Consider the following 19146-nt stretch of genomic DNA (forward strand, 5'->3'; position numbering starts at 1 on the left):
CCGAAAACGGTGGTTTTGCGTGATCCGGAGCGCAGCCTACTATCGGTACGTGAGCACCGGAAGCGCGCGAAACCGCCGTTTGCAGGCCGTCAGGGCTGCATGTCGATTGGCCCTACCGCGTTCCGGCGCGCGCATCGTACGCGGCGAGCACCGCGCCCGGGCCGGTGCCGAACCACGCATAGCCGCGGCGGCGGCCCGTGCTCAGCTCCATGTAATCGTCGTGGAGCGTCTTGTCGCGGTCGCCGAACAGCGGCTGGTTGCGGTCGACGGTATAGAAGCGCGCCCACAACAGTGGTGCGGCCGGGTCCGCGATGAGGCGCCGGCCCAGTCCGTCGTTCGCATCGCGCCACGCCTGGCCATAGATGGCGCTGGTCCGCAGCCAGTCCGCCGCTGCGCCGATCGCCGTCTCTACGGCGGCGTTCCGGCGCGGCAGGCCCATCAGATACCGGAGCACGGCGGCGCTTTCCGGCGCGGCGAGGGCGGCGGGTTCATAGTTGCGCGCCGAGGTGATCGCCAGCGTCAGCGCATCATGCTGCTGCCCCCAACCCGTCCGCCGCCCGTCGCGCACAACCTGCATGGCCAGGATGCAAGCAACACCCCGCGCCGCCGCCGCCCGCGCCTGCGACCGCATCGCGTCCGGTATGACCGCGAAATCGCCCTGCCCGCCGGCGACGTCGGTCAGCAGGTCGAGCACCTGCGCCATCGCATTGTCGTTCAGCGTGATCGCGTCGTGATAGCCCCCCTCGAGCGGCCAGACCTGCGGCCAGCCGCCGTTGGGATATTGCGCGTCGAGCAGATAGCGCACGCCCCGCTGCGCGCTTTCGCGATAGGGCGTCGCCGCCGCTCCCCGCCCCAACCCGGTGGCGACCTTTGCAAGGAACCGGATCTCGTGCGTGGTCGCGTCATTGTCGATCGTGCCGACATAATGCCAGCTGAGCGACGGATCGAAATCGCCCGGCCGGGCCGCCGCATTCGAATTGTTCGAGACATAGGCCTGCCCGGGCAGGCGCACGGCCCCGCGCGGCTGGTTCTTTCCCCAGCCGCCCGCCGGGGTCTGGAAGCTGACGATCGTATCGGCGATGCGCCGCGCTTCGGCACCGGCATACCAGTCGGCCGGACGGTCGAGCGGCATGGTCAGCACGCCATTGCCCGTCCCGGGTGCCGGCGGGATGGCCATACCCGGTTTGCGCTCGGCGGTGAGCCTTGCCTTGTCGGTACGCATCGCGGCCTGCGACCGCGCGAGATAGGCCGTCCAGACGCCGCGCTGCGACGGCGGCAGTGCGGCGATCCGCGTCGCCGTCACGCTCTCGGCCGGCTGGTTCATGCCGACGACCTTCGCCTGTGCCGGCACGGGGTGGAGGACGGCAAGGCAGGAGGCCGTACCGAGCAGGATGGTTGCGGATGTCGTCTTGGTCATGGTCGCTCTCCACTATGGGCGATGCCGGATGCTAAGAGGCTGCAATCGGGGAGACGGAGACGCGCGTGATCGACAGCCATGTCCACCTCTGGTCGCCGGCGATGGCGTTCCACCAATGGCCGGGCGCCGACCTGCCCGCGATCCATCGCGCCTATGGCCTCGCCGATCTGTCGGACCTCGATCCGGCGATCGACGGCGTGATCCTCGTCCAGGCGCAGCCCGATTCCCGCGAGACGGACTGGCTGCTCGATCTTGCCGCGCGCGATCCGCGCATCGTCGGCGTCGTCGGCTGGCTGCCGCTCGACGCGGCCGATGCCGCGGCTCAGGTCGCGCGCTACGCCGCCCGCCCGGGCCTCGTCGGATTGCGCCCGATGCTGCAGGCCATCGCCGATCCGCGCTGGATACTGGGCGATGCGCTCCAGCCCGCCCTCGCCGCGATGAAGTTGCATGGCCTCTCCTTCGACGCCCTCGTCCAGCCCCGGCATCTGGGCGTTCTCCTCGAACTGGCGGAGCGCCATCCGGCATTGCGCATCGTCGTCGACCATGGCGCCAAGCCCGCGATCGGCGGCAGCGGCGATGCGGACTGGCGGGCCGGCATCGCGGCGCTCGGCCGCTTGCCCAACCTTTGGTGCAAGCTGTCCGGCCTGTGGACGGAGCAGGCGCCCGGCGCCGACCGCGACGCGGTCAGGATATACGTCGAGCATCTGCTGCACAGCTTTCCGGGACGCGTGATGTGGGGCGGCGACTGGCCGGTGCTGCGGCTGTCGGGGGCGCGCCACGGCGACTGGCTGGCGTTCGCACGGACGATCGTGGCCGCGACCACACCGGCGCAGACGCCGTCCGTGTTCGAGGGCGCGGCGCGAGATGCCTATCGCCTGCCATCTAGCGCGCCTCCAGCAAGGTGACCCGGCCAAGCAGGCCCGAAGGCTGTGCGGCGACCTTGTCCTGATCCTGATCCTGGAAGCGGTCGCCGTAGCGCGCCACCAGCAGCCGACGGTCGGGCGCAGGCCGCGCGGCAAGCGCGTTCAGCGCGGTGTTCATCACCGTCACCTCGACGCGGTTGCGCCCGCGCGTCAGCAAGCCGGTGACGTCGACCCGCCACGGCGCGGTCCAGAGCGTGCCCGCCGGCCGGCCGTTCACGCGGACGATCGCGGCGTCCCGGACCGGCGCTGCGAGCGCTGCGACCGGTCGGTCGGGCGCCCCCCCTGCCCGTGGTGTCGCTTCGCCGAAATCAAGAAGCAGCCGTCCGTCCCCCGGCGGCGGTGCGGCGACGTCGAGGTCGCGCGTATAGGTGATCGCACCGGAATAGTCGGCGAGGCCCACGACCCGATCCCACGACCGGCCGGGCTGCAATCCGGTGCCCGCCGACGTGCGCCAGCCGGTCGACAGGTCGCGAACCACGGCCGTCCGGGTAGCAGCCGTCCGGGCAGCGGCCGTCGCCATCGACCCGCCGAAAACGAGCACGCGCGACTGATAGGGGGCGAGGCGGATCGCGATCGAGCCGGTGCCGGCGGAGCTTCGCTCGCCAGTGACCGGGTCCCACCATTGGCCGCTGCCGGTATCGCCGACGAAACGCGCGCTGGTTTCGATCGCGGTCGCGCCGGTGTTCGCGACGAAATAGAGATCGCCTGCGGCAAGGCGCCGGCGGACGAAGCCGATCGCGGGATCGGGACGGGCGAGCGCCATCGTCGGCGTCGCGCCTTCGGCCAGCACCGTTGGCAAGCGATTGGGCGCCACGACGCGGACCCTTCCCTGCAACATGCGCGTCGTCGCGGCGACGCTGCGGGTGCCGGCCGCCGCCTCGCGCAGGCCGACACCGCGGCCCGGCAGCGCGCCGAGCGCGATGACGACGCCGCCGCGCGCGGCATAGGCCGCGATCGGGCGATAGGCGGCGGGATCGATCCGTTCGATCTGCGGCAGGATCAGGACACGGTGTCGCAGCTTGCCCGCCAGCACCGCCGCGCCGTCGATGAAATCGACCCCATGGCCGGCGTCGAGCACCCGATCGACGAGCGCGGGGTCGAGGCGGGCGCGGATCGCCTCGTTCAGCGACGCGCGGGCCGGCCGCATCGCCGCGAACGCATCCTCGGTCGGCAGATAGATCGCGACATCTGGGTCGGCGACGCCCTCGCGCAGCATCGCGCTGACCCGCGCGAGATAGCGCGTGACCGCGGGCATCGCCGGATACCACGGATTGTGATCGTTCAGCGCCGCCGCCGCATAAAAGGCCCATCCGGGTTTGGCGATACCGGGCGGCGAATAGGGCCAGCCATGACCGACCAACTGGTTGACGCCCTGTAGGAAATGCCGGTCCGCCTCGACCTTCATGTCGAGCGGGGTCGCAGCCCAGGTCGGCGAATGCAGCCACGTCCAGGTTTCCGACGACACCACCGGTCGGTCGTACAGATGCGCCGCCGACGTCGCCCAGCGCGTCGAGCTGAACCGCCGCCAGGCGGCCCCCTCCCCCTCGGGCAGATCGACCAGGGCGTTGCTCGACAGCGTCAGTGGCGGGAAACCATAGACCTGCGCGCGGAAGCGCGTGCCGTGCGCATGCGCCCAGTCGGTGATCGGCCGCAGATAGCGTTCGTCGACCAGTTCCGACAGTGTCCGCGCCCAATCGTAGCGGACGTCCGCGCTGTCGGGCCGGTCCTCGAACAGCGCGGGCAGACGATCGAGCAGGTCATACCCACGCCGGCGACGGAATTCGGCGGGCAGATCGTCGGTCCAGCCGGCGCCATAGGCCTCCAGACTGTCCGAGAACATCGCGGTCGGCGGGGGAGCGCCGGCGAAGGCGGTGAGCAGCCGGTCGCCGACCTCTGTCAGGTGACGGCGGACCGCGGTCGCGCTGGCATGGTCGAGGACGAAGCCCTCCGCCCCGATGGCCGGACGCTTGACCTGCTGGCCGGTACGCCCTGCGACGAAGAGCCAGGCCTCGCGCGCGGCCGCCGCGGGCGCGATGGCCGGTGCGGTGAGGGAGAGGCGCCGGCCGTCCAGAACGAGGGCGACCGGTGTCTCGCCCGGCCCCCGTGCGGGCAGGACGATCCGGTCGGCACCTGCGGGCACCGCGACGCTGACGCGGCGCAGCGCGGAGGAGGCCTCGCCGATCGGGACGTGCGGCCCGCCGAAAGGCCAGCCGCTGCCGATCGTCACGTCGATCCGCATCCCCTCCGCCCGCGCACGCTCACCGGCGTGGCGCAGCGATGCGATGAAGGGATCGGACAGATATAGCGTGTTGCGCAGCCCCTCCTGCTGCCCGTCGAGCGCCAGCGGATAGGTCGGCTGCACCTCGAACCCGCCGAAGCCGCCCGCCTTCATCGCCGTGATCTCGCGCGACAGTTCGGCAGCGTCCACCGACGGGCCGAACCACCACCAGCGCACCATCGGCCGCGCATCGGCGGGCGGGGTTTCGAACCGCTGCCACAGCGCGGCATCGCCGTCCGGGCGCGTCTGGCCGACAGTCGGCGCCGCCAGCGACGCGGCGGCGAGGGCCAGCGCGAGCCGCCTCACGCGGCGGGGCTCCGCTGCGCCTGCCCGTTGACGGTCACCCGGTCGAACCGCAGGTCGCGCACGCCGGTCGCGGCCAGTCGCTCGCGGGCAAGGCGCACGTCCACGTCGCGGAACAGGATGGTGCCGATGCTGGTCTGGCCCGGGTTGGGGCGGATCGTGCCGAACGCGCCGAACCGGCCGCGGATGTCCATGAAGGAGACGTCATCGACCTGCGACAGCGGCGGTGCGCCGGTCCGGTCGCGATATTGCGTCCAGGGCTCGATCGCGACGATCGATCCGCCATCGCTGTCGAGCGTGATGTTGCGGAAGCGGATGCGCTCGTACCGCTGCGGCGTATCCGGGCGCAGCTTCAGCCGGGCGAGCACCATCGCGCCGGTCACCCGGCAATCCTCGACCAGCACGTCGCGCACGATCGTCGCCTCGCTGCCGCAGGAGAAGACCTGATGCCCACGGCGGAACAGGCAGTTGCGGACGCGGATACGCTCGACCGGGGGGCTGCTGGTGTCGTCGAGCGCACGCGGTCCCTTCGATCCCTTGGCGGCGATGCAATCGTCGGTCACCGAGAAATCGCAACCGTCGATCAGCACGTCCTGACAGCTGTCGAGGTCGATGCCGTCGCTGCTCGGCGCCTGCTTGTAATCGTCCGGCACCTCGAACCGCGCACGCCGGACGGTAACGTCGCGGCAACGGTAGAGATGCAGGTTCCAGAATTGCGAATCCTTGAAGGTGACGCCCTCGATCGTCACTCCGCGCGACCGTTCGATCAGCGCGAGGCGCGCGCGCGGCACGCCGAGGTTGGGGAAGTTGCCCGGGTCGGGTGCGGCGTTGCGCAGCCGCCAGAACAGGTCCCAGATCGGCCGGCCGGCGCCGTCCAGCGTGCCCGCGCCGGTGATGCGCAGCCCGTCGCAGGCGACCGCGTTGATAAGCGCGGGCGTGAAGCGTTCCTCGAAATGCCCCTCGATCCGGGTCCGCTGCGGCGGGAATTGCGTCATGTCGGTCGTGCAGCGCAGTACCGCGCCCGCCTCCAGATGCAGATGCACGCCGGGCTTGAGGAACAGCGCACCGCTTAGGAACACGCCGCGCGGCACGACCATGGTGCCGCCGCCGGCACGGGCCAGCGCGTCGATCACCGATTGGATCGCGCGGGTGTTGATCGTCGTGCCGTCGGCGACCGCGCCGCCGTCGCGGATCGACCGGCTCCGCTTCGGCACGGGCGCACTGATGGCGGCGCAGACGGGGGTGGCGAGGATCGCTGCGGTTGCCGACCGGCGGCAGAAGGTGCGCTGGGTCATGATGTCCTGTGGTGCGATCGGGTGATCCGATACGGCGTGGCAGGCTCCCGCAGATGCCGTTCCGCCGCAAGGTATGTGATTGAAAATAGGCTGTCGGGATCGTCAAACCCCGACAGCCAGGACTTCCAGGGTAGGAAGGTCGTGGCGCGCCGGCCACCGGGCCGGCACGCGAAAGCGGATCAGAAAGTGATGATCGCGCCGGCATAGAAGGTCTTACCGGCGTAGAGCGAATCGTACATGTACGGGATGCCGCCGCCGATCTCGCGATACTTGTCGGGGGCGAACTTCTCGATCGGCGTACCGAGCAAATTCTTGCCCTCGGCGAACAGCTGGAAGCGCTTGCTGATCGCATAGGCGGCGCGTGCGTCGAGCGTTTCGGTGCCGTTCTTGAACACCGGTGTCACCAGCTTGTAATAGGATGTCGCGACACTGCCGGTGATCCCCGGCGTGCTCGGGATGCGGTTGACGGCGTTGGCTTCGGTGAGGGCGTAGAAGATGTCTCTTTTCTGATAGGCGATGCGGGCGTTCAGTTTGCCGTCGTCGTACCAGAGGTTGAGGTTGTAATAATATTTCGACTCCGACCGCGGCGGCAGCGCGGTGCCGGTGAACAGGTCGACGAAGGTGTTCTTCTCGTTCGACTTGGTGAACGAGTAATTGAAGCCGCCGCCGGTGTGACGCAGGAAGCCGGGCAGGAAGGTGAAGGCGGTGCGGCCCGCGACCTCGAAGCCGCGCTGGCGCAGGCCGCTCGGCCCGTCCCGATAGGTCGCGACCTCATAGGTGTCGCCGCCGAGCTGATAGGCGCCGATGTTGACGTCCTCCGGACGACCCGAGCGGACGCTGATCTGGTAGACCGCGGCGCTCAGCTGCGTGTCCTTGTTGGGATACCATTCCAGCGAGAGGTTCTGCGTCGTCGCGCCATAGCCCTTCAGCTCGGGGTTGCCGATCCGGCCGGTGCAGCGGTTGACGAAATTGGCGAGCACGGCGCTGCCCTCCGCGGTGTCGTCGGTCGAGGGGTCGTCGTCCTGGATCGCGCCGGGATTGGCGGCGATGAACGCCTCGAGAGCGGCACGCTGCGCGGGATCGACCAGACCGCAGGACACGGTGCCGTTGCCGGTGAGCTGGAGGATGCTCGGCCGGGCGCGCTGCAGCGCCGCCGAATAGCGCAGGCCGAGCCGTTCATCGATCGGCCATACCGCGAGGTTGAAGCTCGGCAGCCAGTCCTCGCTGGTCCGCTGCACGTCGCCGACCTCGCGCCGGATCAGCTGGTTCTCGATCGTATAGCCGGGGAACGGCGTGGTGATCGGCGTCGCGACGCGGCGGCTGAAGTCGATCACCGGCTGCGCATTCACCTTGATCCGCTGATAGCGGACGCCGACGTTGCCGTTGACGAGGATGCCGAGCGGCCGCGTCTCGAAATCGAGCATCGCATAGGCGGACGACGTCACCTCCGAGGTCAGATAGGTCGGTCGCTTGTAGGTCTTGCCGTCCGATGCGGTGCATTCGTACAGGCAGTCGAGGTTGCGATAGCCGAGGTCGATCGTCTCGCCGAGAATCTTCTGGAACGCGCCGACGTCGTAGGTGCCCCATGACGAGATCAGGTCGCCGCGCTTGGGCGCACCGCCGAAGAATTGCGCGCCGGGCAGGCCGACGAGGCTGGCGTTGATGAGGTTCTGATACTGGTCGCGGGTCAGCGTGTAGATGCGCGACAGCTGGTCGGTGGTGCCGGCGGTGGTGACGCGCGGCGTCGATCCGAACTGGCAGGGCGTCGCCGCCGGCGCCAGCGCGGGATCGCAGAACTGGATGAGGTCGAGCGACTGCGCCCGCGTCAGCACCACGCCCGGCGACAGCTGCGAGCCGTTGTTGCGATAGCTTTCGTTGTCGCGGGTGCGATGCTGGATACCCGCCTTGATCCGGACGATCGGGCCGAAGCTTTCGAACACGCGATCGACGTCGAGCTGGTAGTTCCACTCGCTGTTCTTGTCGTCATAGGGCGTATATTCGTACTGCGAGCCAGCGCTGACGCCGTTCGCGCCCACCGTCGGATAATAGGATGCGGGGTTGAACAGGTCGACGTTCGGCACCGTGATGTTCCACAGGCCGGTTTCCGGCAGCACCCGGTAATTGGCGATGTCCACGGGCGCGAGGAACGAGAAGGCGTTGTCTTCGCGACTGGACGAGGCGCGGCTGTACTGGATGCGCGCCTTGGCGGTCCACGGCCCGGAGATGAAGTCCGCCCCCGTCTGCGCGTAATGCTGTTCGATCCGGCGCTGGATGTCGCGGATCTGGCTGGTCACGCTCAGCGTGTTGCTGAACTGGTTGCCGGTGCCGCGCGCGATGTCGAACGCGGTGACATAATGGTTTTCGTTGACCACGACGTTGCGGATGTTGCTGCCGGTCAGCACGCCGGACGTGTTGGTGGTGCCGACCGGGGTCGCGACGCTCCAGTTGTAATCCTGCGACGACACGCGGCGGAAATTCGGATTGTACGAGGCGAACAGGGTCAGATCGCGGCTCACCCGCCAGTCCGCGCGCGCCTGGAACGAGATGCGCCGGTCGGATTTGAGCTGACGCCCCGGCCGCGGGAAGGAGGGGACGAAATCCTCCCATTGCGCATAGCAGTTGAGGCGGCTGTTGATCCCCGTCGTCGACAGCGCCGCGCAGCCCGCCTTGCTCGTCACCGCGGCGGCGACGGGATCGAACGGCGTCGTGAAGCTCTTGTTGGGCGAATTGTCATAGTCGCCGAGCGGAATGTAGCCGGCGTTCGCGACGGTGACGCGCGCGTAATCGGTGCCGACCTTCTGATCCTCGTACGTGCCGTTGAGGATCAGGCCGACGTCGCCGTCGAAGAATTTGCGCGTGGCGATGGCGTTGATGCGCGGCGAGGCGCGCTGGCTCAACGTCTGGTACATGCTCTGCAGGTTCAGCCGGTACAGCGGCTCCTTGAAATCGAGGCCGCTGCGCTGCTCGATCCGCACGGTGCCGCCGACGCCGCCGGGGGTCATGTCCGCGGTCTGGCCCTTGATGACGTCGACGCTCTTGATGAGGTCGGACGACAGTTCGCCGACCGACGAGGCGCGGCCGCCCTGATCGTTGGTCGACAGCGTCGTCATCCCGTCGACCTCGACGCGGATCAGGTCCGCCGACTGGCCGCGGATGGTGAAGCCGCCCTGCTCGCCCGAATCCGACACGTCGAGCGCGACGCCGGCGATGCGCGCGATCGCCTCCGCGGCATTCTTGTCGGGGAACTGGCCGACGTCGTCGGCGACGATCGAATCCTGCGCGGTGCGCGCGGTCCGCTTGCGCGAGATCGCCGAGGCTTCGGCGGCGCGGACGCCGGTGACGACGATCTCCGCATCCCCCGGCTCACCGCCCGCATCGGGCGCGGCGCGGGTCGGACGATCGAGATCCTGGTTGAGCGCCTCCGGATCGCGGGTCGAGGATGCGGTCTGCGCGGGGGCCGTGGCGCTGGTCTGGGGCGACGGGGCGACGCTGTCGGTCGCACCGGAGGTCGTCTGCGCGGCCTTGGCCCGCGGCGACGCGGTCGTGACCGTGTTCGTCGTCCGCGCGGGCGGCACCCCGACCTGCTGCGCCGATGCCGTCGCCGGACGGAATCCGCCCACCACGATCGACAGCGCCGACACGCCCAGCAGCGCGACGGCCTTCACCCCTTGCTTTCCCAACTTGCCTCTCCCGGATAGTTCTTTTTTCTCGTTCGTCGCATCGCGCATCGGCCGGTCGCGCGCATCGCGGCGCTGGCCCGGCGCCACCGTCCGGTGCCGTGTGCCAAGACTCCCGATGCCCCCGTCGCGACCCTTGTTCCGATGCCCGGTTGGCGCCTGTGGACGTCCAACCCTTGTCTCTCGTGTCTTTCGGTCTACCCGCAGATACGTCGCACCCAGCTTTCATATTTGCAAGCCGTTTTTGCAGGTGGATTTGAAATAATGGTTCATTATGTGGCGCGGCAGATAGGCTCGGGGCCGGGTGCCGCGGGCGGCCTCACGCCCTGGCGGCGAAACGGCGAATGCGGGACCAGTCTGCCCCGCAGGCAGGTTCGGGCTCTGCGCGAGCCACCTGAACGGCGGCAGCGTCGCCGGCAAACACGCGTCGTTCGACCGGATCAGAATCGCCGGGGCGGGGTTAAAGCGCCACCGAACATCATGCCCATCCCGGCGGGAGCATCTCGTGCGATTCTTTTTCCACACCCAGACCGATGCGCGTCACACGGACATCGAGGGATCTGACTTTCCAACCTACGTCGAGGCAAGGAAGGCCGCGATCAAGACGTGCGGTCAGATGATGCAGGATGCGCCGGAGGTTTTCTGGGGTTCACGGCCGTGGAGTGTGACCGTCACCGACGAGTCCGGCCTGATTATGTGGGAAATCCATCTCGACGGGCAATCGACGCCCGCCAGTCGTGGACTGGAGGAGAGCGTCGTTCCGCCGGCGCGGACTGTCATTGTGCCCTGAACGGGTCGGACGGCGTCAAGCGTCTCCATCCGGCAGAGACATCGGCGATGCCGATGGAGCGCGCCCGACGCGCCCCATCAGTGAAGTTAGCGGCAGATCCGCACACGGTGATGGTGGCGCCATTCGGTGCGACACCGCTGATGACGATCTCGGCCGTAATGACGCCCGCGGTCGTTCCGCCCGTAGTGATGGCCGCGATCACCCCGGTTGTCGCGCTGCTCGTACCGCCCGCGATCGCGGTCGCCGTCATAGCGTTGCGCATCGGCACTGGCGCTGGCGCCGATTGCAGCGGCGAGCAGCCCCGCAGCAGCGATGATCCTGGAGATCGTCATGTCCTTCCGCCCGGAGATCGGGCATGACGCTGCGGTAGGCGTGTGAAGGCGCATCGAACCTGAACGGGGTTGTAGGGCTAGGTGCAGGTCGCGCGATCAGCCCTGACGGCCTGCAGACGGCGGTTTCGGCACGTCATCCTCTGAATGTCGATCGACCCTGGAATCGGATGACATCGGATTGATCCGCATGTTCGTCATTGCGAGCGCGGCGAAGCAATCCAGAGCCGTACCAGGACGCCCTGGATTGCTTCGCTGCGCTCGCAATGACGGATCGGTTCGATGCCATCCCGCTCCAGGTGCAGGTCGCGCGGTCGGCCTGCGCCGTAGAGGGGCCGCGCATGCGTCGTCACCTCCGGGCGATCAGCCGCACCGGCCAGCAAAATACCGGGCGTGACGCTGCGAGGCGCCATGACCACATGGTCCGCTGCGGTCCCGGAGAGATGTCAGCGTCCCAGGAACACCACGCCGGGCAGCCGGGTGCGGTTCGTCGCTTCGGCCAGAGAGCCGTCACCACGGAGCGGCAACCGGGCGATGCCTCCGGAGCGTTCGTTCGCGACCAGCATTTCACGCTGCGCTTCCCGCAGCAGGAAGAACCGGGGCCAATGCCCACCGCAGTCGACATGCTGCAGCAGCCTGAGCCCGCCATCCGGTCCGACCGCATAGACCGCGATGCTGTCGTGTCCGCGGTTGGAGACGTAAAGCCGGCTGCCGGCGGCGTTCAACGCGATATGGGCGCCGAAGGACGTCCCGCGAAAACCCTCCGGCAGGGTCGATACCGTCGCCCGGTGTGCGAACGTCCCGTCGCGGGATGCGCGCAACACCGTGATCGTGTTGGCAAGCTCGGCCACGAGATAGGCGATCGGCAGCCGCGGATGCCGGGCAAGATGGCGCGGCCCCGAGCCCGGTGCCGCCCGATAGGCGACCGTCGTGCCAACGCTACGGCCCGTCCCGCGATCTATCCTGTGTGCGAACACCGCATCGGCGCCGAGATCGACGGAATGGAGGATCGATTCGTCCGTGGTGAAGCCTACCCAGTGCGCGTGCGGCCCCGCCTGTCTCGTCGCGTTCGGCCCGCTGCCCTGATGCGCCACGACCTGTGGCGAGCCCCGGGGCAGGCCCGTTGCGGGGTCCAGCGGCCACAAGGCGACGCTGCCACTGGAGTAATTGGCGACCGCCAGCATGTTGCCCCCCGGGGCGAGGGCGACGTGACATGGATCGGCGCCGTGCGTCGAATGGATCGCGATCCGCGTGAAGGCGGCATCGTAGATGCCGACCGTTCCGCTCTTCTGTTCATCGAGAAGATAGCGGATCCGGTGCCCCCGCCCCGTGACGCCGAAGGACGCGTTGTGGATCGTCGGATGCGCAGCCCCCGTCTCCCACCCTTTCGCCGTCGGAATGAGTGGCACCAGTCCTGCCCCGCCTTCATTGGCATAGGTTCCGGCGATGAGGCGCTCGTGGCCGGCGGCGGCGATCCGTTCCGGCATGGCGCCTAGGGCGATCAGGCCACCGACGACGGTGCGGCGGGTGGCAAGCGGGAGGGGCGTGTCGGGCATTCCCCGTTGAACCTGCCTCGCGCGGCGACGTCAACGCCGGATGTCGCGAGCGGACCAGAACCGGACGATGAACGGGAACGGACCAATCCCCGGCCTCGTCGGCCACGACCCGCCTGCCCCGCGCGCGACGGTTGGACGTCTTGCTGCACAGGTGCGCGGGTTGCCCGTGCCAGATTGGCCTCGGGGCCATGCTGCGGTACGCCCCTCAACGTGGGCCGCGACGGTCTGTTCTAACGTGCCAGCCAGTCGGCTTCGATCTTGCCCCTGTGGCCTTCCGGCGCCAGCGCGGCACGGAGGGCGTCCAGCAGAGGCGGCAGCGCCTGCGTGAAGGCGTAGGGCGGGTTGACGATGTACAGGCCCGCACCGTTATAGATGTCGGGCTGATCGGTATCGTATAGCCAATGCTCCACCCCCAGACATTTCGGGATGCCGAGCGTGCGCAACTGCGCCTTCCAGCGCAGATGCGTGGCGCGGTCTTTCAGCGGATACCAGATCACCGTCACGCCATGCGCCCATTTGCGGTGAGCCGCGGCGAGCGTGGCGGTGATACGAGCGCGCTCGTCCGCCTGTTCATACGGCGGATCGACCACCACCACGCCGCGCGGGGTACGGGGCGGCAGCATCGCCAGCCAGAATTCGTAGGCGTCGCGCTGATGCACGGCAGCGGCAGTGTCCCGCATCACGCCGCGCAAGGTACGGGCGTCCTCGGGGTGTTTTTCATTCAGGACCAGGGCATCCTGCGGGCGCAGCAGCTGTGACAGGATCCGCGGCGAGCCCGGGTAGAGTTGCGGCTCGGCCCCGACGTTCACCGCCCGTACGGCGGCGCGATAGTCGTTCAGCACGGGGTCCGGGGCGGCAAACGTCCGCAGCACGCCCTGCGCGGACTCGCCGGTGCGTTGCGCCGCCTCGCCGGCAAGGTCGTAAAGTCCGCAGCCGGCATGGGTGTCGATCAGCGTCAGCGCGGCCTGTTTTTGCTGCAAGGCCCGCACGAGGGCGATGAGGAGGCTGTGCTTCACGACATCGGCGCTGTTGCCGGCATGGAAGGAATGACGATAATTCACTGCGTTTCAAAACCTTGACGATGTGCCTTGATGCGCACGGCCGGGCCTACACCTGCCCGGGTCGCGAACGGAGGTGCGCTCGCTTGAGCTGGCATAGCGCGAACGGGTCGAGAGCGGTCGCCGGCCTTCCGGCGAAACTGACCGACGTCCGGACGCCTGCAGGTACCGGGCCCCTGCCGAACGGCGAGCCTCCGTGCCCGGCTTTCGATGTCGGTGTCACACTGCCGAGATCTCGCCAGCATCGGCCGCTTCAATTGCCTTCGGCGTCGACCGTGAACACCACCGGCTTGCCCCGCGACATCGGCTCCCAGCCGGCTGACATGGCGGCGCGCACGCACCGTGCGATCGTCGCGTCGTCGAGTTGCAGACGACCGCGCGGCAAGCCCTTCAGGAGCCGCCTAGGCGGCGGGAATTGCATCCAGGCTTCGCGTTTTGCGTCGCGCTGGAGAAGGGCGATCGTCATCCCCTTCCACCCTTCGTCATCCGACTGATGCGGTTCGCGCTGAAGGTGCCAATCGTATAGGGCGCCGTCGACAGCGACGGTGCCGGCATTGCTCGGAGATTTGGACATACCAGCGGTCATAGCATGCCAGCCCGACCAACGCACCGGTCTGGCGCCGGAGAGGCTCACGGCCAGGCCGGCGGGCGGGCGACCCGTTTCCCGCTAGGATCGGGGCCGCTTTCATGGTTTCCTGCGTCGCATACGGGAGGGGCGGTGCGATGCGTCGGATAGATTGGATAAGTGGGCTGATCCTGGTTGCCGGCGTGGGGAGCAGCCCGGTGGCGAACGCGCAGGCCGTCCAGGCCCAGCCGTCGAACGGCGACATCGTCGTACAGGGCCAGCGCGCGCGGCCGAGCCATTGGCGTGAGGCAGAGACGCAGCACGTCATCGTGCTGAGCGATGGCCGCGAACAGGAGGTGACGCAGATCGCGCACAATCTGGAACGGCTGTACTTCCTGCTGTCGGTGCTGCTCGACCGCACGACGCAGACCGACAATACGATCAAGCTGCGCGTGACGCTGATCGGGGACACCGCCGAGTTCCAGGCGATGGATCTGCGCAATCTGCGCTGGCAGCAGGGGCCGTTCAACAGCGCGTTCGACATTCGCCGTTACTATGATCCGCGACAGGATGGCGCGGTGCTCGCGACGACACGGATCGACCAGCGCGTCGTCCTGCAACGCGGCGTGGCGGTCGTCGACGCCCTGCAGGGTGTCCAGATCGGCGGCCGCAGCGATCCGGGGTCCCCGCCCGGCGCAGGCGGCACCGGGGCGGGCGGCGGACAGGCGGGACTCTTCGGCCTCCAGAGCAGCGCCGACCTGATCCGCCCGATCAACGAGGAATCGGTTCCGCTCACCGCAGAGGGCATGATCTATGCAGGTTTCGCGCAGCATTATCTGACGGCCTTCTTTCCCGTCGCCTATCCACGCTGGTACCTCGACGGCTTCGGCCAGCTGTTTTCGACGCTGGTGGTACGCGGCGATACGATCATGGAATATGGCCGCGCACCGGAGGGCACGACTGCGGTGCTGCATCGGTTCGGCAACGTCCGCCTCACCGACGTGCTGAGCGGAGCCTATCTGACGCAATCGCCCGACACGACGCGCTGGACACCCGTCCATGCGTGGATGTTGACGCACTTCCTGTTCTTCTCGCCGACCCGTAGCGGTCAGTTCCGCAGCTATCTCAAGGCGATCGCCAGCGGCACGCCCGCACCCGACGCAGCGGCGGTGTTCGGCGACCCCGACGCGCTCGCAAAAGAACTGCGCGCCTATTTCTTCGCCAAAAAGCCGTTCGAACGGATGACCTACCCGGCGGAACGCGCGGAGGTGCCGATCGTCCGGCGGCTGTCGCTGGGCGAGGCCGCATTCGTGAAGGGGCGGCTGGAACTGGGATCGCGGATCGAGGCCGGCGGACCGCAACGCGACGCGTGGCTGCGACGGCTGCGTGAGCAGGCGGCGACGTTTCCGGGCGACGAAGGCGCGCAGGTTCTGGTCGCGGAGGCGGAATGCCGCAGCGACCATGCGGCGGAATGTCGGGCCGCGGCGGATCGCGCGCTGGCCTTGTCGCCGACCGACAGCGCCGGGTTGACGTGGCGCGGCGTCGCGATGGCGCAGACCGCAACCTCCCTCACGGGAGACGCCCGCACCGCGATGCTGGGTCAGGCGCGTGCCGTGATTGCCAAGGCCAATCGCATCGACACCGAAGCGCCCGCACCGCTGATCGCTTATTATCGCAGCTTCGCAGACGCGGGCGATCCGGCGCCGGCCATCGCCGTCGATGGGCTGACCAAGGCCCTGACCGCGGTCCCCAATGCGCCCGCGACCCGGCTGGCGCTCGGCGCGGAGCTCGCCTTGCGGGGAATGGTGTCGGTGGCCCGCGGCACGCTGATGCCCGTCGCGCGAGGAGGCTATGAGTCCCCGGAGCGCGCGAAGGCGCAGGCGGTGCTGGAGGGATTGCCGGACCGCTAGGACCATCCTGTCGGTCAAGCCCGCCGCCCGCTCGCGATACCGCGCCACCCTGCGCATCACGCGGGGCCGGCACGACGGTGTATCGATCGTCCCGACGGGCCTCGATGATGGCGCGCGCGCGATGCGGGTCGACCCGGAGCCAGACGCCCAGTCCCTCGTGGCGGCCTCTCGAGATCGGCTGTTCATGCGGACTGGCATGGGATGCGTCCAGGAAGTGCAGCCGCCTTTTCGCTGGCAGGAGTCCGCGACCGCACTGACGCCTCGCGCTCCATCGTCTCGAAGATTCCCCGGCGACGGGCTCGAACGGCGTCTGTGCCGCCAGCCCGGCCTCGAGGCGCCGCTGGCGCTTTTCCTCGACCGGATCGATCCCGTCATGGGATTCGGCCTTGAGCTCACTGCGCGTCCGGCGTGCCCGAAACAGCGAGAGTTTGCGCCCCATGCCGCAGCACCGGTAGCGAAAGCACCGGTAGCGAAAGCGCCGGACGGTTGCACTGGCAGATACAAGCCGTCGACATCGGCAAGCTTGTGGGGACGCTCTGCCGGTTTGGGCGCCCGAATCCGCACGACCGTGAGCATGGGGCCACGCCCCCTATCACCGTTCCTACCCACATGATTCGTGGCCCCTTTCGCGTGGGCCATGGCGGAACAGAGTGCGATGTCGTGAGGCCGCCGGCAGGCAGTCTACCGCAGATTTCGCGGCTTTCCAGGTGTGTTCCGGAAAGGTGTGGTACCCCGCGAAGGACAAGGATGGGCACTCAAATCATTGGCAAATTTGTATCAGTCGCCCATAGGGATGACGGTAATTGATACAAGACACGGATGCTGCATTGTGGCAAGCAGAAGCGGTAAGTCACTGCTTAAGAGCAATGAATGGGCATCTCATTTGATCGCGACCTTAGGGTCGCAGGTTACCGGCCATCGACTTTCAAGAATGCTCTAAAGGGCTATCTTCGTTCAAAAAGTCCTGCCAGCCTGATCGACCTGAAAACCGTGTTTCCCCACCGGAGAGACGGAGCGATCGTTTATGAGGAATGTCTTGATCGTCATTTGATTGATCGAACCACCGGGGCGATCACTGAGGCCGGCCTAACTTTGGTTAGATCTAAAGTGGTACCGCGAACACCGCTGGGAAAGGCGAAAGTGGTGCTTGACGCCTTTTTGGAGCGAGTAGATCAACTCAATCACGACCCAGAGGCTATTAGCCGGGTGGACCAAGTCTGGTTGTTCGGTAGCGTAATGAGAGATGAGGTCGCCGTAGGTGACATAGATTTGGCCTTAGCTAGGTCGAGTTCAGATCGTTTTGACAACCTCGACGCGCAAATCATTCAGGCAGAGGCACTTTTGACGAACTTCCCGGACGCACCGAGCGATTGGGCATGGCCGTGGGATCAGATCGACTGGCTATATCATCGAGCCATCTTTGGTGCTCGCCGACATCCTCTGCTCGCCGGCGCGAAAGACGGAATGGACGATCTGGCTTCGCTTGGAGTGCCCTGCAGGCTCATTTACGAGCGATCGCGTGGCGGTCGTGTCAACGACGTCGTCGTGCCTCGGCATCCACAATCCAATGGCCGACTGAATACCATAGATCCCTTGCCGGTTGTGCCTGATCTTACCCCTACGCCCCTCCAGCCGATGGACGCTAGATGGGTAGCGGGCTATGATCGGTGGGGACGCGTTTCGCCCTACGATATCTTCCGGGGTTGGACCGACGAATGCAAACAGCTGTTTCCTGAATATCCTCGAACGTTACGAATCGCCGCCTCTGGTGATGACCTCAGAGATTTTCCGTGGTGTCCCAAGACCATGAAGCGGCCGGGCATTGATGGCCGTGCCGCTATTGCTGTCATGAGTGCCACGGAATTCTGGGGGACATGCATAACCTTGCACAGGTCGATATATGACATCTTAGGCAAGATGGTGTTGGAAGCCAGCTTTAGCGATTTGCTTTTGCACAGGAGCAGAAAATATATCGATCTAGGCACGCTACCCGAGATGGTTTCGGCCGTCTCCCTCATCCTAGCTGTGGATGCCGAACGAATAGTGCGCCGAACAGCGACCGCGACATGCGTGCCGAGGTAACAATAAAGATTGTTTCTGGCGATCTTCCCGACGATATGAAGCGCTATTTCGTCGATGAGGTCGTGAAATCCTTGGCGCAACGTACAGTTGCGATCGAACCTGCGAGTGAACCGAAATCAGTCGTGATTGAACTAACTTGATTTCGAGGCAGAATATCGAGCGACGTGACCGCCTGCATTTTGGCACTCTCTCTGGAGTCCCGCCCCATCATGGATATAGATATTGAGGCCGTCTGTTGGCCGGGCTACGATCGCCCCGCCATGCAGAACATCACGGTCGTGGCGAAAGCCGAAGATGGCCGGCTATTATGCACCTTGGAATGCCTGCGATGGGCCGAACCGTGTTTCGAAATCACTCGGGCCGATAATTTGGTTGCTGCTTTCGACGAGCATAGTGCTTTCGCGTATGGCCTCGCCGAAGACGTTCGAAAGCGGAGGCGAGCGATGACAGCCCGCCACGGTGAGGAGCCGTTTGTGTCAGGCTTCATCGGAATCATTGTGATCCGAACCGAACCAGACGCCGTCGGCAATCGGTTCGGCCTTGAACTGATCCGATATCTAAAGAGGATGCATGCCGGGATGGCTTGGTATGCAGGTCTGCAGGCAGCCCCTTATGATATGGAACACGGCAGCGCCGCGTATCGCGACATGCGGCGTCGATTAACGGCCTATTATGCGTCTGACCGCTCGCTTGGATTCAAAGAAGATGCACCACGCTCATCTCCTGGACTGATGACGGCGTTGTGGGATCAGGAATGACGCCTGCGCAGCTCACGGAAATCGTTCACGCGCGCCGGTTCGCAGATAGTCCTCTATGAGGTCGACCGAAACACCGGTTTTCTGCGGTTTTCGGAAAATGGTGCCGCTTACAGGACTCGAACCTGTGACCCCCGCATTACGAATGCGATGCTCTACCAGCTGAGCTAAAGCGGCACGGCGAAGCGACCGTGTGGCCGTTCGGGGG

Annotated in this window: 14 protein-coding genes and 1 tRNA gene; 5 read left to right on the forward strand and 10 right to left on the reverse strand. The window is 66.9% G+C overall.

Annotated elements, in window-relative coordinates:
- Positions 1-112: 112 nt before the first annotated feature.
- A complete protein-coding gene (pelA, locus tag B2515_RS02805; RefSeq protein ID WP_293873409.1) occupies positions 113-1417 on the reverse strand; it encodes a pectate lyase in 1305 nt (434 codons plus the stop codon).
- A 65-nt stretch (positions 1418-1482) separates the two neighbouring features.
- Here pelA and B2515_RS02810 point away from each other — a divergent pair, with 65 nt between their 5' ends.
- Positions 1483-2322 (forward strand): amidohydrolase family protein, encoded by an 840-nt coding sequence (locus B2515_RS02810; RefSeq protein WP_293873411.1) that lies wholly within the window; start codon positions 1483-1485, stop codon positions 2320-2322.
- On the opposite strand, the gene B2515_RS02815 is transcribed toward B2515_RS02810, so the two are convergent.
- The 3 genes from B2515_RS02815 to B2515_RS02825 form a co-directional block, all read right to left on the reverse strand.
- Positions 2300-4924, reverse strand: coding sequence for a glycosyl hydrolase (locus B2515_RS02815; RefSeq protein WP_293873413.1), 2625 nt, complete (start codon positions 4922-4924; stop codon positions 2300-2302). The genes B2515_RS02810 and B2515_RS02815 overlap by 23 nt on opposite strands.
- Positions 4921-6216 (reverse strand): glycoside hydrolase family 28 protein, encoded by a 1296-nt coding sequence (locus tag B2515_RS02820; RefSeq protein WP_293873415.1) that lies wholly within the window; start codon positions 6214-6216, stop codon positions 4921-4923. Before B2515_RS02820 ends, B2515_RS02815 begins: the two co-directional genes overlap by 4 nt.
- 179 nt (positions 6217-6395) lie before the next feature.
- Positions 6396-9881 (reverse strand): TonB-dependent receptor, encoded by a 3486-nt coding sequence (locus B2515_RS02825; RefSeq protein WP_293873417.1) that lies wholly within the window; start codon positions 9879-9881, stop codon positions 6396-6398.
- A 517-nt stretch (positions 9882-10398) separates the two neighbouring features.
- Here B2515_RS02825 and B2515_RS02830 point away from each other — a divergent pair.
- The gene (locus tag B2515_RS02830; protein ID WP_293873420.1) at positions 10399-10683 is read left to right on the forward strand and encodes a DUF6894 family protein; all 285 of its coding nucleotides are present in this window, start codon (positions 10399-10401) and stop codon (positions 10681-10683) included.
- On the opposite strand, the gene B2515_RS17295 is transcribed toward B2515_RS02830, so the two are convergent.
- The 5 genes from B2515_RS17295 to B2515_RS02855 all read right to left on the reverse strand — a co-directional run bounded on the left by B2515_RS17295 (position 10670) and on the right by B2515_RS02855 (position 14200).
- The gene (locus B2515_RS17295) at positions 10670-10933 is read right to left on the reverse strand and encodes a hypothetical protein (protein WP_349676225.1); all 264 of its coding nucleotides are present in this window, start codon (positions 10931-10933) and stop codon (positions 10670-10672) included. The genes B2515_RS02830 and B2515_RS17295 overlap by 14 nt on opposite strands.
- Before the next feature lie 276 nt (positions 10934-11209).
- Positions 11210-11425, reverse strand: coding sequence for a hypothetical protein (locus B2515_RS02840; RefSeq protein WP_293873426.1), 216 nt, complete (start codon positions 11423-11425; stop codon positions 11210-11212).
- Positions 11426-11458: 33 nt separating this feature from the next.
- A complete protein-coding gene (locus tag B2515_RS02845; protein ID WP_293873429.1) occupies positions 11459-12568 on the reverse strand; it encodes a lactonase family protein in 1110 nt (369 codons plus the stop codon).
- Positions 12569-12798: 230 nt separating this feature from the next.
- Positions 12799-13629, reverse strand: a complete 831-nt coding sequence (locus B2515_RS02850) for a 23S rRNA (adenine(2030)-N(6))-methyltransferase RlmJ (protein WP_293873432.1) — start codon at positions 13627-13629, stop codon at positions 12799-12801.
- Positions 13630-13879: 250 nt separating this feature from the next.
- Positions 13880-14200: a hypothetical protein gene (locus B2515_RS02855; protein ID WP_293873435.1), complete on the reverse strand. Its 321-nt coding sequence runs from the start codon at positions 14198-14200 to the stop codon at positions 13880-13882.
- A 209-nt stretch (positions 14201-14409) separates the two neighbouring features.
- Here B2515_RS02855 and B2515_RS02860 point away from each other — a divergent pair, with 209 nt between their 5' ends.
- From B2515_RS02860 to B2515_RS02870, 3 genes are all read left to right on the forward strand, one after another.
- Complete coding sequence (locus tag B2515_RS02860; protein ID WP_293873437.1) at positions 14410-16101, forward strand: hypothetical protein; 1692 nt, start codon at positions 14410-14412, stop codon at positions 16099-16101.
- A gap of 870 nt (positions 16102-16971) precedes the next feature.
- Entirely contained in the window at positions 16972-18183 is a 1212-nt protein-coding gene (locus B2515_RS02865) for a hypothetical protein (RefSeq protein ID WP_293873440.1), read from the forward strand.
- 260 nt (positions 18184-18443) lie between these two features.
- A complete protein-coding gene (locus B2515_RS02870; RefSeq protein ID WP_293873443.1) occupies positions 18444-18941 on the forward strand; it encodes a hypothetical protein in 498 nt (165 codons plus the stop codon).
- 98 nt (positions 18942-19039) lie between these two features.
- Here the strand turns inward: B2515_RS02870 and B2515_RS02875 are convergent.
- Positions 19040-19115: transfer RNA gene (locus tag B2515_RS02875), tRNA-Thr, on the reverse strand.
- Positions 19116-19146 lie beyond the last annotated feature (31 nt).

The sequence above is a fragment of the Sphingomonas sp. UBA978 genome (genome assembly GCF_002292295.1).
Taxonomy (GTDB): Bacteria; Pseudomonadota; Alphaproteobacteria; order Sphingomonadales; family Sphingomonadaceae; genus Sphingomonas.